The organism is Reticulibacter mediterranei, from assembly GCF_016587455.1.
The window spans coordinates 5,301,083-5,316,128 of record NZ_BNJK01000001.1 but is presented as its reverse complement, the minus strand read 5'-3'; the positions used below and the strand labels follow the sequence as shown (position 1 = coordinate 5,316,128).

The window sequence follows — 15,046 nt, the reverse complement described above, 5'->3', positions numbered from 1 at the left end:
TGTTGCACTTGTCTTGAGAGCACCATCTATAGTATAGTTTGCTTGACTATTTTCTTATCGAATAGAAATCAACAGGACAGTGCAACATTACGTGTATGAACATTAAAAAAATTTACAGCAAAAAATTGCGCATTGGCCGCTATGAACTCGCTTTACTGGCTCTGGTCGTAGGTGCAACGCTCCTGCGCCTCCTTTTGCTCAGTCTCAACTGGCCGGTTACGAATAGCGATGAGGCCACAATGGGCCTGATGGCGGGGCACATCGCCTACAAGCACGAAAACACCACATTCTTCTATGGTCAATACTATATGGGATCGATGGAAGCTTATCTAGGGGCGGTCTTTTTTCGTCTTTTCGGTCCCTCAACATTCACCCTGCGTCTCGGCCTCCTGCTCTTATTCGCTCTCTTCCTTGTGACGCTCTATGCTCTGACCAGCCTGCTCTACACCAAAAAGTTTGCGCTGGCAATAGTGGCGCTGTTCTGCTTTGGATCGAACGATATTATCCTGCATCAACTCAAAGCGATTGGCGGCTATCCTGAAATTATCTTCCTGGGCGCGCTCATCCTGCTGCTCGTGGCTCTCCTCTCGATCTTTCCCTTGCAGGAGGCGAGCAAGGCGCTATTTCGACGGCGTCTCTTGTTGTATGTTGCCCTCGGCGTTGTGATGGGATTCGCGCTCTGGACCGATTCGCTCATTCTTCCTATCCTGGCCACCAGCGGCTTGACGTTATTGGTGTTCTGTCGGCGCGACTTGTTCGGCTGGGGCGGCCTCTGCCTGCTGCTCGGCCTCTGCATCGGCGGCATGCCACTCATCATCTACAACATCACGGCTCCTTATGGGCAAACATCGTTCAATGCCTTGATCGATGTACAGCACTCAGGCACCGAGCAACTGGCCGCGCTGCCCATGCCACTGCTGCAACAACTGATCGGTTCGCTGCTCGTCGCCTTACCATCGATTACAGGAATGAGTTCAATCTGCACCCCCGAACAGTTCCCGCCATTTGAGACGGGTATCGCACAGCCCTATTCCTGTCTGGCTATTCAAGGTCTCTGGTCGCTCGGCTTTCTCCTACTCTCAGGCATCGCGCTCCTGCTCTCAATCCCGACGCTCTGGAACTACTGGCGACAGTTTCGGCGCGCAAAAGAGACGGTGACACGGGAGGATCGTCAGCAAGCGGCCTTGCAATGGAACCGTCTGATACTACTCATGGGCGCTCTCCTGACACTGGCGGCCTATACAATCAGTCCCGCCGCCGCTCTGTTTCCTGGCCCAACTTCGCGCTACCTGATCTGCCTCCAGATTGCGTTTCCCGCCATTCTCTGGCCGCTCTGGAACGGCATCCAGACACTACGGTCGCCTGACAAACGCGCATCTGTGACAACAACGCAACCTGTGAAAAAGGGGTTGTTCTTCCTGCGCGTAGCGCTCCTGCTTGTGGTGGCCGCTACGTTCGTGGTCGGAACAATCCAAATCGTCCCCGCTATTGCTGAAGCCCAGGCATTTCACCAGCAGGGACAGCGATTAGTTCAGCATCTAGAGAGCGTTGGTGCAACACGCATCTACTCCGATTACTGGACCTGTAACCGCATCATTTTTCAGAGCAATGAACGCATCCTCTGTGCAGTCCTGACGGATAGGTTACGACGTGGTCAGGATCGCTATAAGCTTTATCCGCAAGCGGTCCGGTCTGATCCGAAAGCGGCTTACGTCTTTGCCGCAGACCCTTCAACTGGTGTCCCTTATGAGACAGGGGTGGTGCAGGACGCCAATTTTAACAACACAATCCTCTCGCAAGGGAAAGTTCGCTTTAAAAAGCATGTTTTTGAGGGATATTCGATTTATCAGGTGCAATCTGCTCCTTGACAATAAAAGGCTGTAATAACTTTCGTAGTGGAGCGATTGATCGCGGTGGGGCAGCATAGGATGTGTTTCTACCACCGCGATCAATCGCTCCACTACGAAAGTTATTGGATGCTGTTTCCTGGCCGCTTGATTGCTATCTATGCTCATCAATGGCCTTGTAAACGTTGTCCTTTCCTCCTATAATGGGATGTAATATCTTCAAAGCGGAACAACAATACATGTTTTGATCGAGTAGACTGATCCTGGTAAACGCAAGAACCCGTATACATAAAAAGAGGTTTGAAGTTGAAACGTTCACATCTGGCGCGAGAAGTCATTGAAACGGTACTTCTCACGCTCCTCATATTCTTTGTCATTCGCTTTGTGATCCAGAGCTATCACGTTGAGGGCGTCAGCATGGTGCCATCGCTCCAAAACGACGAATACGTTCTGGTGAACAAAGCCATTTACCTGTTGCATCCGCCTGAACGGGGCGATGTGATTGTCTTCCACAATCCGACGAACACCAGCGTCGATTTCATTAAACGGGTGATCGGAGTACCAGGAGACACCGTACAGGTTGATGCAAACCACATCTCCATCAATGGAGTACAACTAGACGAGCCGTATATCAGCTCTCCCGCAACCCAGGTGACAAATACATGGAAAATTTCGCCAGGCAAATACTTTGTACTGGGCGATAATCGACCGGTCAGCGATGATTCGCGCTACTGGGGGTGCGTCCCACAGAGCTATATTGTGGGTCAGGCGGTGGCCGTTTACTGGCCGACGAAAAGCTGGGAGTTTATCAGCACCTATTCTTCCGTCTATGCTCATGTAAAAACCGGTCAGGCAACAACCACCAGCGGGGCGCAGAGTTGCTGAATCACCTATTGTACGCTATAAATCGTGCATATGTGGGAACTACACAGTAAATCGCGCAACTACGATAGATGAGAAGCTTATCATATGGCAACTTATCATTTAGAGGGGAATCGGAAATCCTATGCCAGATTCAGAGGGACAATATTCATCATACGCTTCACGTCGCAGACGACAGGCTGAAGAGGAGGAAGAAGAGTTGGAAGAGACGACCACATCACCATCTCGCCTGTTCACAGCACTCGCAATCGGTGCCGGGGTTGGCATTCTCTGCGTCGCACTCAACGTCGTTATCACTTTTCTGAACGCTCCCATTTATCAGGCAGTCGTGAATGAAGGCAAAGCGGTTACAGGGAATACTTATGCAGTCTTTGGTCTGGCATGCCTCGGCCTCTTCATCCAGGTATTGGCCTGTTTCCTGACCGGCTTCATCGTGGGAAAGGCGACGATCCAGCGACAACTCGGCTTTTATGCTGCGGTCGTGACCTCAGCCATCGTCTACCTTGCCAGTTTCGCCGTTCGCTACATCCCCAACTATCCCGGCAACCTCACCAGTAGTACATCTGTGAGCGCTGGTATGGCCACTGGTGGCATCATTACTGTGATTGTTTTCCTGATTATCTGGGGTCTCGTCGGCGGGCTGATCGGTCTGTGGGGTGCAAGGATCTCCACGCGCAAGCACCCGGCCTATGCAGGTCAGCCGCACGAATAACAGAGCAAAAGAAAGCGAGGAAGCTTTTCAGTACTCTTCCTCGCTTCTGCATCAGGATGTCAGGTTCCGCTGGTCAATCTCGCCCACTCTTGGAGCGGTCGGCAGTTCGTCCCCTATCTGCTGTAACAGGCCCGTCAAACCGCCCCCTGGAACCTCCTCCATCTCGATCTTCACCACCGCCTCATGTCTCACCCGCCAGCTAGATGGTACTTGAGGCAGTACAATTTGCAAGCCCGTCGCTGGAATAGACCGCAATCCAAATTCAGGTAGTTCCAGATTATTTGTATTGGTGCCGGTAATAGTGATGAACGCATGCGCATTCTTCCCCTCAGCATCGATCTGGCTCAAGTTATATGAGAAGTCTGGCATTGCCGCCAACAACTGGCTCTGCAAGGCTAAGAATTCGTCACGCTTGAGCGGCTCCGGCGTGAAGCCGCTCACCACACAATCTTCAGACAGCAAAGTGGCAGCCAGTTCCAAATCGCCCGATTGGAGCGCCGTCACTAACGCACTAACCGTTTCAACTGTACGCACAATTCTCTCCTCCTCCTTCGATCTAGTATCTGTTCTCTACATTACACGATGAAGGTGGTCGGACAGATTGCCAGCACAGCGAACAATCATGATACGCGCGGCAAAACGGTTTGAGCAAATGCTCTGAGCCGCTCAATATCATCCAGCTCGAACCACTGAAGCATCAATTCTTCTACACCGGCAGCAGCATAGGCCTGAATCTGCTCTACCACCAGATCAGGCGTTCCCACCAGCACTCGCCCGCGCAAATGCTGGATGGCCTCATCCAGTGAGAGATCAACCAGCTCTGGCCGATCTTTGAATCCACTCAGCAGGCGCTCCAGGCTCTCGCGATCCTCACCAAAGAACAGCCCCGTCATCATCGTGCGACGCACGGCCTTTGCATCACGACCAACCATTTGCAGCAGCGTATCGAGATGGCTGTTCAACTCGCGATAGGCATCGGGCGTGAGGAAAGTGCCGTTCCATACATCAGCAAAACGAGCGACAAGCGGCAAGGTACGCTTTTTGCCGTTGCCGCCAATCAGGATGCGTGGTCCCCCAGGCTTCTGAGGGCGTGGCAGCAATGTTGCCCCGCGTAACTGGAAATATTTGCCTTCAAAGGTCACAGGATCATCGCTGATCAGCAGACGCGTAACAACCTCAAGCCCTTCTTCCAAACGCTCCATACGCGTAGGAATATCGCCCAGGTCATGTCCAAAGAGCGTATGCTCGCGATCCTGCCAGCCAGCGCCCAGGCCAAGAATCAGCCTCCCTCCACTGAGATCATCAATCGCTGCCGCCTGACGTGCTAAGAGCGTTGGCTCGCGAAACGAGATGGGGGCAACCATCGGACCAAAATGGATGCGCTCCGTATGATCGGCCAGATAGGTGAGCGAAACGATCATCTCCAGAGATTCTTTATCTGGAGGATTGGCGTTGGTAAAGTGGTCTGAGCGGAAGAGGCCGGCAAAGCCGAGCGACTCAACCTCGCTTACCAGGCGCTTCCAGCGGGGCCAGGTCAGACCATCCTGTCCCTCGATCATAATCGATATGTCTACCATAATTTTGATAGCTCCTATATCTTTTGAACTTGCTATCAATACAGCACAATCCAGACATTCCTGTCAAGATCCTCGCAATAGCTGCACAGGTTTTCATGAAAGAACACAAAACAGCCCTGTCGTCTCTCTGGCGACAAAGCTGTTTTTACTTGTTGTAGTGTCGAATTCTGGTATCAGGAGCGGAAATTATCCCTCAACAATCTCCACAAAATGGAGGGTATCGCCGGGCTGACGATCGTACTGAGGGTCGCGCTCACGGATGGCATCAAGAACGTCCTGCCCGCTGATAAGCTGCCCGAAAACAGCATGCTTGCCATTGAGATGGGCCTGGGGACCATACGTGATGAAGAACTGCGAACCGTTCGTATTGCGTCCCGCGTTCGCCATCGACAAAATGCCAGGTTTGTCGTGCTTGAGGGCCAGTGCGCTCTGCTCGTCGGCAAACTGGTAGCCGGGGCCGCCACGTCCAGTTCCTGTCGGATCGCCACCCTGGACCATGAAGCCGTGAATGACGCGGTGGAACGTTGTGTTGTTATAGAAGCCATCGCGAGCCAGAAAAACAAAATTATTGACGGTCTTGGGTGCCTGTTCCGCAAACAACTGAACCGTAATATCGCCTCTGGATGTGTGGAAGATCGCGCGATACTGCTTCTTGGGATCAATCACCATCGCCGGGGCGCTGCTATATTGCTTTGCCATGAATGTGCTTCTCCTTTGGACTCAAAAAACAATGCACTGTGATTAACCAGTGCATTGTGCCATTATACTATACGTTTCTATTTTATGACGCCGGAACCACCACGACATGATTCATTTTGTCGGGAGTGATATTTTTCTTCGCGGCATCATCAGGGTCCGGTCCCTGAATCATCATCGCAACGTCTAACCCCTTCACCACCTGACCAAAGAGATTATAGTTCTTCTGGAACTCTTTGCTGTTGTTGTCCAGGTTAATGAAGAACTGGCTGCCGTTGGTGTTCGCTCCACTGTTCGCCATCGCTATGGTGCCCGCCAGATAATCGCCCTGCACCTTCTCGTCGGCAAACTGGTAGCCAGGACCGCCGGAACCATTGCCTTTGGGATCTCCGCCTTGAATGATGTGCAAGCTAGAAACAACGCGATGAAAGACCAGGCCATCATAGAACTTGTTCTGTGCCAGATAGACAAAGTTATTGACGGTTTTCGGTGCCCACTGCGGCTTCAGTTCAATGACGATCAAACCACGATCTGTATTGATGCCGGCACAATAGCTTTTACTGGTATCAATCGTCATTGCAGGAGCTTCTTTATAAGTGCGATTAATCTGCGCGCTCTGAGCAGCATTTGGCGCGGGAGAGGTGTCGGTAATTTTTTTGATAATATCCTGGTTCAGACAGGGAGAGCCTGCGATAGCCTTTGTCTGATCTGCTGGCATTGCCGCCGTGACTGCTGTAGCAGTCGCCTGAGCAGGTCCGGCAATTGCAGTTGCCGTCTTGTGAACAATTGCGGTTGCCGTCTGCTTTGCCTGAACCGACGTATTCTTAGGAGGCTGGGCAAATGGGCCAACATGATTGGCATATAGCAAATACACACCCAGGGCTATCAGAGCAATGATCAGTGCCGTCGCCCAGGGATAACGCGCTATACCCCGAGCAGGTGGCTTGTAACCCGTCGGGCGTCGCTGTTGCGGTTGTTCTTTGTTCACCTCCAGTTGCGATAACTGGGTGGAGTGCGCTCTGGCAATTCTCGCTGCACGCTTGCTGGCAGCACGTTTCTTCGTCTTTGGCATGGGTTCTTATAGATGCTCCTTAATCTTTCTTACACGACCATTATGAACCCGTGTAATTCTCATGCTATAATACAGTACATGTTATACGCTTGGCAAGAGGTCCGCCACACTACGTCTCACAGCGCTTCCCAGGCCAGCTAACGCCCCCTTACCTTCCTCAAAACAGCAATGAAACTGACCACGAATTGACCAGTAGAGCATCCATCTACAACGAAAGAAGCTCACCCGAAATTGGATGAGCTTCTCGGCAAAAGACATAGATTACGAGTCTGCTGATTGTGACAACACGGGCTTGATATCGACAATTGGCGTCCCATCAATCGCCTCAATTGGCCCGACTTTTAGCCTGTTCCCAACGATTTCCAACACCATTACCCGATGCAAACCCAGTGGATTTGGTCGGTCGGGAGAACGCGTTGCAAAAACGCCTGTCAGCGGTATACGATCATCGTTGCGAGGATGCGTTTGCAAGACATCGCGCTGAGACTGATGAAACCAGGTAATGACAATGACGTTATCGCCTACCTCAATACCTTTAAGTCCTTCTGCAACCTCTGCATCTATCTCCACCCATGCGTCTGGTGCCCCCTCGCTGCCCTGCTTCGGTGCTCCCTCGCGCTCTCTGAGAGCCGAACGCAAAAAGCCAATTGGGGCAAGGCGATAGTCTGTATCAGGCATAAAATCCCTCCTGAAATGATTTGCCAGAGATGAAATGAAGCCTCAATCGTGAGGCTCCATTTCCAGTCTGTGTGGTGAGAACCTGAAAGCAGTATACACGCTAGCAGTGGCCCAGTGAATGCCAGGTCTGCGGGCCAACAATGCCATCCACATCAATGCCTGCCTTCTTCTGCCAGCTTTTCACGGCATACTGCGTATTCGGCCCGAAATCGCCGTCAACAGCCAGCGCTTTGCCGTCCTGGCCTTTCATCCCACGACTATTCAAGTCCTGCTGCAACGTCTTTACCAACGAACCCGTACTGCCAGACTGAATAGTTGCCGGACAAACTGGCTTGGGCGTCGGCGTCGGTGTCGGCTTGGGTTTAGGCGTTGGCGTTGGCGTTGGCCTGGGTGTTGGTGTCGGCGGTACAGGCGTCGCTGTTGGTGGTATCGACGTCGCTGTTGGTGGCACAGGCATTGGCGTCGGTGGGATTGGTGTTGATGTTGGAGCGACAACAACGGGCGAGCCGGGCAGCGTTCCACTCACCGGACTCGTGGCAGCAGCGACAGGAGTATCCGTTGGAGTCACCGGAGTTGTTGTTGACGTCTCTGTGGGCATGGGAGTTGCAGTTGACATTGCCGTCGAAGTACTCGTTGGCGTTGATCCTGGTGATGCCGTATGAGCAAAGAACTGCTCGTAGAGCGTGCGCATCATCTGTCCCTGTATAGTCAGTTGCTCGGTTGTGTTAATCAGTGGTACAGAGCTTTTAATCCCAGAATATTGCATCGAGGCAAAAACTTGATTGACCGCAAATGTCTGCAAAGCCGTCTTTGTCCAATTACTCAAAAATGTATTATCTGTACTCTTGCCATCATCGTTACGAGCATTAGCAGCATAATTCCATTCGGTAATCATGATCGGCAGAGGCGTTCCAAAGAGCGGCTTCATCATGGCACGAGCGGAGGTCAAATGGCCGCTCCATTCATTGATTCCATTGATGCATTGCTGCTCGCTCCAGGCGCCATCACAGGCAAACTCATGCCAGCTGACCTCATCGGGACGCGGCTGTGCTTTTTGGAGAAAGGCACGCAAGTAATCGGGATCATAACGATAGGTTACAGGTCCGATAAAGTGAGCGGTCGGTGCGAGGCTCTTCAATTGCCGCACATTGGCATTCCAGGCGGTTGTGTACTGATCGGCGGAGATGCCAAGCGCATCCTCCTCATCGCCATATTCGTAATAGACCGTCGTGTCGCCAAAGACCTGCTTCATCGTCTGCACCACCAGCGTATTATCGGCTTGAGCACGTGGATAGAGCGGCCCATGCAGAGAGATCAGGGGTACGGTCTTGAGGCTCTGCACATATTGGGCAATACTTTTTAAAGTCGCCGACGAGGGATTTTCTGGTATGGTCACACGCACAATTTGCAAGTGCATGCTCTGTAATAACGTGCTCACCTGGTTTGAGGGCAGAGCTTGCTGCGTACCTGTACGTTGAGTTGAAAAATCTAGATTAGTGCCAAAGAGTAAAGGCGAAATATTTTTTAGCTCAGCAGGAGGTGACGATGCCTTGTGCTGCGCTGGCGGTGGTGGATGAAAAAGATCCAGTATACTGCTCATTCCCACACTTATAACCGCAATCACTCCAACAATAATCACAATAAGGAAAAGAATGCGTTTCGCAGGCTCGGGCAATTCAACAAATTGCATATAAAATTCCCTCCTTAGAAGAGAAATATTTACATCATGTATACTGCTTCAATCTCTACTTTTCCCTCTATCCTTGGTTATTTTTAAAAGTGTACACCTATTTATAAGAAAAACCACTTGTTCGAGACCGAGATAGCCCATGATTCCCCCCGCAGCGTGCCAATCTCTCAACGAGGTTATCCACAATCCTACGAATTTTGGTGGATAACCCGGTGGATAACTTTGTGGATAACCGGGATAACTCGGCTATCATGGTGGAAAAGTTGGGGATAAGTCGATTTTCTGTCCTATAGTACGGTATTTTTACCCTCTCCCTATCCACATATCCACATTACCTCGACCATTCCCCCATTTGCTTTCCTGCCCAGGATTGGTTACACTTTCTGCACACGAGATTTCACCACGCGGCTTTGCGTCATACGATGCGACAGAAGTTGAACATCTGTCCACGAACGTATGTGCCAATAGTATGTTATAATGCAAATGCCGCGAGATGTTTCTGTAGGAAAATCTCATATCATTTCCTTTCTGACCACTCGTATGTGGTCGGTCCCTTGCACCAACGTACCGCGCTGGTATGGAGGTGTCTTCGTTGACCTTGTGCTGTAATACATGGATGTTTCTATCACAGGGTCTTTCTTATGCCTGTTCGGGCAAAGCGATATGTTTATTTTGTAGATGCTGGGAGAGCCGGAGACGTGGAAAAACTGCTACCACAAAATATAGAGGCCGAGTGCGGCGTGCTCGGCAGTATCATTATCGACCCAGAAGCTATCAACCAAGTGGCGGATTTTCTCCATGCGGAGGATTTCTATCGCGATGCTCACCGTACGATTTTTGAGGCCGTGCTCCATCTCTATGAACAGCACGAGCCAGCAGACTTTATCACTATTTGTGACGAACTGGCCCGCCATAACAAGCTTGATCAGGTTGGCGGAGCTGGCTATATTACTTCTCTCATCAATCAGGTGCCGACCAGCGGCAACGTTGAACATTATGGGCGCATCGTAGAGCGAACGGCCATCTTGCGCCGTCTCATCCATGCTGCTGGACAGATCGCGGCTGTCGCGTATGAAGAAAACGATGCCGAGGTTGCACTGGACAAAGCTGAGCAATTTATTTTTGAGATCAGCCAGAACCATGCTCGCTCCGACTTCTCGGCGTTGCGCGATCTAGTCTCCGACTATATGGACAAGTTGGAGGCGCTACATGAGCGACGCGGCAGCATTGTTGGCGTGCCCACCGGCTTTACTGATCTCGACCGGCTCACAGGTGGCCTGCAACGCTCCGATCTGATCATTCTTGCCGCCCGTCCTGCCGTTGGCAAAACCAGCTTTGCACTCAGCCTCGCGCACAACGCCACCATCAAACATAACCGCTCGGTGGCCGTCTTCAGTCTGGAAATGAGTAAAGAGCAACTGCTTCAGCGTTTTCTTTCAATGGACGCAAACGTGGACCAGCAGCGGCTCCGCACAGGCTGGATCGAGGACGACGAGTGGGAGCGCATCGTTACATCGATGGGCAGGCTCTCAGAGGCCAATATTTGGATCGACGATACCGCCGGTATCTCAACAATGGAGATGCGCAGTAAGGCCCGGCGTCTGGTCGCCGAGCATGGCGTCGATATGATCATAGTGGATTATCTCCAACTCATGCAATCCGACATGGGAGGCAAGCGCAACGAGAACCGCGTGCAGGAGGTCTCCGAGATCAGCCGCAGCCTCAAAGGTCTGGCCCGCGAACTCAACGTGCCTGTCTTAGCGCTAGCCCAGCTCTCGCGTACCGTTGAGAGCCGCCAATCCAAAGTACCGCAGCTTTCCGACCTGCGCGAATCTGGTTGTCTGGCCGCCGAAACGCCTGTCTACTTACCAGATGAGGGCGTCTATCGACCAATAGCCGAACTGGTCGGCAAAAGCGGTTTCCGCGTGCTGGCACTCAATACAACGACCTGGCAGCTTGAGCCAAGCGAAGTGAGCAACGCCTTCTCAACAGGCCACAAACCAGTCTATAAGCTTACAACGCGCCTGGGCCGCTCGATTCGCGCGACCGCCAATCACAAATTCCTGACCATTCACGGTTGGCAGCGCCTGGACGAACTGATACAAAACGAACGGATCGCGCTCCCTCGCCGCTTGTCCGATTTCATACAAGAAAATACGATGAGCAATGAGGAATTAGCGCTACTTGGTCATCTTATTGGTGACGGCTGTACTCTGCCAACTCATGCGATTCAATACACAACCAATGACGAAACGCTGGCAGAAATTGTTGCAGAGCTTGCAGTGAAAGTTTTTGGCGACAAGGTTGTACCACGTATTCAAAAAGAGCGTGAATGGTATCAGGTCTATCTGGCTGCTGGTTACAACCTTACGCACGATACTCGTAACCCCGTCAGTAAGTGGCTTCACGATCTCGGCATCTTTGGTTTGCGGTCGTATGAAAAGCGTATACCAGATCAGGTTTTCGCTCAACCAGCAGCCAGCATTGCTATTTTTCTACGCCATCTGTGGTCTACTGACGGCTGTATTCATCTGAATCACGAAAAAGATCATTATGCAAGTATTTACTATGCATCGAGCAGTCGTTTGCTAGCTCAACAAGTACAATCTCTTCTACTTCGCCTGCACATTAATGCCACGCTGTCTCAACATGCTCAAAGTAGTAAAGGGCGCGATCAGTACCATGTTACGATTAGTGGCAAAGCTGAAATGGAAAGTTTCTTGAATCAAGTAGGTGGGCTTGGGAAAAACAAAACGCTCCATCAACAAGCCATAGTTGAATATTTAGCCCAACGTTCAGCCAATACAAATCGAGATGTCATTCCGCACGAAGTATGGAGGCTTTTTGCAGTTCCTTCTATGCAGGTCGTTGACCTAACAACTCGCCAAATGCAAGCTGCTATGGGTAGTGCTTATTGTGGCGCAAGTCTTTATAAACGTAATCTAAGTAGAGAACGAACTGCGAAATTAGCCAGTGTGGTTGCATGTTCACAACTCGCCCAACTCGCATTGAGCGATGTGTACTGGGACGAGATCATCTCAATCGAACCCGATGGTGAAGTGGAAGTGTATGATTTAACAGTAGAAAAACTGCATAACTTTGTTGCAGGTGATATCATCCTGCACAATTCGATAGAGCAGGATAGTGATATCGTTATGTTCATTTATCGAGATGAAGTGTACAATCCCGATACTGAACGTAAAAATATTGCAGATATCATCGTGGCAAAACATCGCAATGGACCGGTTGGCGAAATCAGTCTCTTCTTCCAGTCCAGCCAGACACGCTTTAGCGACCTGGAAGTCTCACCACCAGCCGAAGAATAGAGGGAGGGACGCTGTGACGGCTTTTACCGGCTTCCCTTCAGGGAGAAGCAATCCGTATGTGCCAGTACCAGAGATCTTTTTTACGCGACTGCTGCCGGAGATCGAGGATAGCGCCGAACTGAAAGTGACGCTCCACCTCTTCTGGCTGCTGGCACAAAAACAGGGCAACCCGCGCTGCGTCAGCGACCGCGAGTTGCAGGCAGATCACACGCTCCTGCGCGGGCTGCGCCGACGAGGTGATCCGCGCCCACCAGAGGAACGACTGCGCCAGGGATTGGAACAGGGGGTCGCACGTGGAACGTTATTACGTATATATCTCAAATTAGTCAGCGAAGGCACTAATGACGCCGAGGTTATCGCCTGGTACTTTTTTAACACAGCTCGTAGCCGTAAGGTTGTGAACGAATTGCAAGGAGGTGAAATGATCCCTGCCCGTCTGTTCGATCTGGAAGCGCAAGAAGCTCCTGTGACGGCCCAGGAGTCGCAACAGGCTATTGCAGTAAGAGAGTATGCTAATTCCAGAGGCGAAATTTCCGAGGCCAGAACCGTTGCCTCTAATATTCAAGTTGAAGTAGAACGTCCTAATATCTTTGTATTATATGAACAAAATATAGGTTTACTCTCCCCACTGATCGCCGAAGATCTCAAAGACGCGGCGGATCAATACCCAGCAGAATGGATTGAAGCCGCATTTCGCGAAGCTGTACAACATAATAAAAGAAAATGGACTTATATTCGCGCCATCTTACGGCGCTGGGAAACGGAAGGCAGGCAGACATGGAACGCCTGAATAATATTTTAGGAAGAACAATGCCCCGGCGTACTCAGGAAACGCAGCCCACGCAAGGAGCGCCGAACAGGGGACCGCGACAGAACGCCGCACCACAACAATATACAGGCCAGCATACAGCACAGATGCCCGCAACACGCCGACCTCTTCCTGAGCAAACGGGCCGTCTCGCAAGACCACAATACCAGGGTGGCGCACAGCAGCGCTCGCTTCCGCCACACGCGCACCTGCGCAATGCTCAGGCAGCCCAGAATCGTAGCGCTGAGGCGTATACACAAAAACTGCGTGTCGCCCAGGATTATCAGCAGTATGACGAGCTACCTGCCAGCCATCCACAGCAACCACCACTTGATGCCGCGCCAACTCACTATCCAACGCGTCCTCGTCTTAAACAGGACGTGCAGCGCACTATGCCTCCGCTTCCACCCAATCCCTACACATCTAATAACTACTATCATACTGACGATCACAGCCCTGCTCTCCCCGCCGATGTCTATCAGGAACAGGAATATGTAGAAGAAGACGACATGGACGCGGACATGCTCTATGGCGACTATCTGGATGATGAGGATGAGTATCTGGAAGAGGATGAAGAAGTACCCATCTATCAGCGCCAGGATATCGCGCATTTGCCAGCGCCACGCAACAGCTATTCCCAGGTGTCGCGGGAAGTGCCAGCGCTCCCACCACCGAGCGCATACCCACGCCCAACGCGCGATCTGCGCATGACACAACATACTCAACCGCCAGCGTCTCAGCTCCCCCCGTCTCGCACACAGGAGGCGGTACACTATCATCGCACGACGCAACCGCTCAAACCGCAGATGATTGCAGAGACGCGCCAGCAGTTGACGCCGGAGCCACATCAATTTTCTCGTCAACTGTTAACGCGTGAACAGACCAGAACACAATCGAGAGCGCCAGAGCGCTTTGCCACCATCCCGGTCTCATCGGTCGCCCCCATCGCGGCCAAAAGCGTCTGCCCACGCTGCAAGGGAGCGGGCTATCTGCGTCTCGACGTACCCTTCGGTCATCCCCAATTTGGCAAACCGATTACTTGTGAGTGCAAAGAGACCGAGCGCAAAGAGAAACGGCGTCAACAGTTGCGCGAAATGTCGAACCTGGACGCCTTCCATAGCCACACCTTCAGCACATTCAACCCGAACGTTCCAGGCGTACGAGAAGCGTTTCAGGTCTCGGTCGAATATGCGCGCAATCCCGATGGCTGGCTGCTGCTGATCGGACCGAACGGCTGCGGCAAAACGCATCTGGCGGTCTCTATCGCCAACCAGAATCTCGACAATGGCTCGGTCGTGCTCTTCTCGGTCGTCCCTGATCTACTGGACCATTTGCGCGCCGCCTTCGCGCCCAACGCAACGGAGGTCTTCGACCAACTGTTCGCCAAGATGCGCGAGGCCGAGGTGCTGGTTCTGGACGATCTGGGAGCACAACAGAGTTCTCCCTGGGCCAATGAAAAGCTCTTCCAGCTCTTGAATTATCGTTATAACCTGGGGATGCCCACCGTCATCACGGCCAATCCGCGTGGGCTGCAAGGCATCGACGAGCGCATCCGTTCACGCCTGGGCGATGTCAGCCTGGTCAAGACGGTGAACCTTGATCGTACGCGTGATTATCGCCCGAATCACATCAGGCGCAGGGATTAGCAGCGGACATGATCGTGTGCTTGCGTTTGCATTCTGCAAGTGCTATCATAACGTTAATGTCCCCGCATTAGTGGGCTTCCTCCGCACATTCAATTTTTACCAACGGCCCCAC

The 15,046-nt window shown here is 51.9% G+C and carries 12 protein-coding genes; 6 read left to right on the top strand and 6 right to left on the bottom strand.

Annotation, left to right across the window (positions count from 1 at the left end; translation table 11 throughout):
- The first annotated feature begins 95 nt into the window (after positions 1-95).
- From K3T83_RS22850 to K3T83_RS22840, 3 genes are all read left to right on the top strand, one after another.
- Positions 96-1,868 carry a hypothetical protein gene (locus tag K3T83_RS22850; protein WP_220205242.1) on the top strand — a complete coding sequence of 591 codons (1,773 nt, stop codon included), beginning with the start codon at positions 96-98 and terminating at the stop codon, positions 1,866-1,868.
- 285 nt (positions 1,869-2,153) lie between these two features.
- Positions 2,154-2,732: a signal peptidase I gene (gene lepB, locus K3T83_RS22845; protein WP_236064961.1), complete on the top strand. Its 579-nt coding sequence runs from the start codon at positions 2,154-2,156 to the stop codon at positions 2,730-2,732.
- Between the two features lie 121 nt (positions 2,733-2,853).
- A complete protein-coding gene (locus K3T83_RS22840) occupies positions 2,854-3,441 on the top strand; it encodes a cell division FtsX domain-containing protein (RefSeq protein WP_220205240.1) in 588 nt (195 codons plus the stop codon).
- A 51-nt stretch (positions 3,442-3,492) separates the two neighbouring features.
- On the opposite strand, the gene K3T83_RS22835 is transcribed toward K3T83_RS22840, so the two are convergent.
- From K3T83_RS22835 to K3T83_RS22810, 6 genes are all read right to left on the bottom strand, one after another.
- The gene (locus tag K3T83_RS22835; RefSeq protein WP_220205239.1) at positions 3,493-3,975 is read right to left on the bottom strand and encodes a nuclear transport factor 2 family protein; all 483 of its coding nucleotides are present in this window, start codon (positions 3,973-3,975) and stop codon (positions 3,493-3,495) included.
- Positions 3,976-4,061: 86 nt separating this feature from the next.
- Entirely contained in the window at positions 4,062-5,018 is a 957-nt protein-coding gene (locus K3T83_RS22830) for a TIGR03560 family F420-dependent LLM class oxidoreductase (protein WP_220205238.1), read from the bottom strand.
- 186 nt (positions 5,019-5,204) lie between these two features.
- Complete coding sequence (locus K3T83_RS22825) at positions 5,205-5,717, bottom strand: peptidylprolyl isomerase (RefSeq protein ID WP_220205237.1); 513 nt, start codon at positions 5,715-5,717, stop codon at positions 5,205-5,207.
- 82 nt (positions 5,718-5,799) lie between these two features.
- A complete protein-coding gene (locus K3T83_RS56350; RefSeq protein ID WP_236064960.1) occupies positions 5,800-6,786 on the bottom strand; it encodes a peptidylprolyl isomerase in 987 nt (328 codons plus the stop codon).
- Positions 6,787-7,047: 261 nt separating this feature from the next.
- Positions 7,048-7,464 (bottom strand): tRNA (N6-threonylcarbamoyladenosine(37)-N6)-methyltransferase TrmO, encoded by a 417-nt coding sequence (gene tsaA, locus K3T83_RS22815; RefSeq protein ID WP_220205236.1) that lies wholly within the window; start codon positions 7,462-7,464, stop codon positions 7,048-7,050.
- A gap of 100 nt (positions 7,465-7,564) precedes the next feature.
- Positions 7,565-9,154, bottom strand: a complete 1,590-nt coding sequence (locus K3T83_RS22810) for a peptidoglycan-binding domain-containing protein (protein ID WP_220205235.1) — start codon at positions 9,152-9,154, stop codon at positions 7,565-7,567.
- 698 nt (positions 9,155-9,852) lie between these two features.
- On the opposite strand from K3T83_RS22810, the gene K3T83_RS22805 reads away from it, so the two are divergent.
- From K3T83_RS22805 to K3T83_RS22795, 3 genes are read left to right on the top strand one after another with little or no spacing between them, the layout of a single operon-like run.
- On the top strand, positions 9,853-12,480 hold the full coding sequence (locus tag K3T83_RS22805; protein ID WP_220205234.1) for a replicative DNA helicase: 2,628 nt from the start codon (positions 9,853-9,855) through the stop codon (positions 12,478-12,480).
- A 13-nt stretch (positions 12,481-12,493) separates the two neighbouring features.
- Positions 12,494-13,270, top strand: a complete 777-nt coding sequence (locus K3T83_RS22800; RefSeq protein WP_220205233.1) for a DnaD domain-containing protein — start codon at positions 12,494-12,496, stop codon at positions 13,268-13,270.
- The gene (locus K3T83_RS22795; protein WP_220205232.1) at positions 13,258-14,934 is read left to right on the top strand and encodes an ATP-binding protein; all 1,677 of its coding nucleotides are present in this window, start codon (positions 13,258-13,260) and stop codon (positions 14,932-14,934) included. Before K3T83_RS22800 ends, K3T83_RS22795 begins: the two co-directional genes overlap by 13 nt.
- Positions 14,935-15,046 lie beyond the last annotated feature (112 nt).

Excerpts from the sequence above, each read along its gene's own strand:
- K3T83_RS56350 (WP_236064960.1), bottom strand. The coding sequence starts at position 6,786 with ATGCCAAAGACGAAGAAACGTGCTGCCAGCAAGCGTGCAGCGAGAATT.
- tsaA (WP_220205236.1), bottom strand. The coding sequence starts at position 7,464 with ATGCCTGATACAGACTATCGCCTTGCCCCAATTGGCTTTTTGCGTTCG.
- K3T83_RS22830 (WP_220205238.1), bottom strand. The coding sequence starts at position 5,018 with ATGGTAGACATATCGATTATGATCGAGGGACAGGATGGTCTGACCTGG.
- K3T83_RS22795 (WP_220205232.1), top strand. The coding sequence starts at position 13,258 with ATGGAACGCCTGAATAATATTTTAGGAAGAACAATGCCCCGGCGTACT.
- K3T83_RS22825 (WP_220205237.1), bottom strand. The coding sequence starts at position 5,717 with ATGGCAAAGCAATATAGCAGCGCCCCGGCGATGGTGATTGATCCCAAG.
- K3T83_RS22850 (WP_220205242.1), top strand. The coding sequence starts at position 96 with ATGAACATTAAAAAAATTTACAGCAAAAAATTGCGCATTGGCCGCTAT.
- K3T83_RS22810 (WP_220205235.1), bottom strand. The coding sequence starts at position 9,154 with ATGCAATTTGTTGAATTGCCCGAGCCTGCGAAACGCATTCTTTTCCTT.
- K3T83_RS22840 (WP_220205240.1), top strand. The coding sequence starts at position 2,854 with ATGCCAGATTCAGAGGGACAATATTCATCATACGCTTCACGTCGCAGA.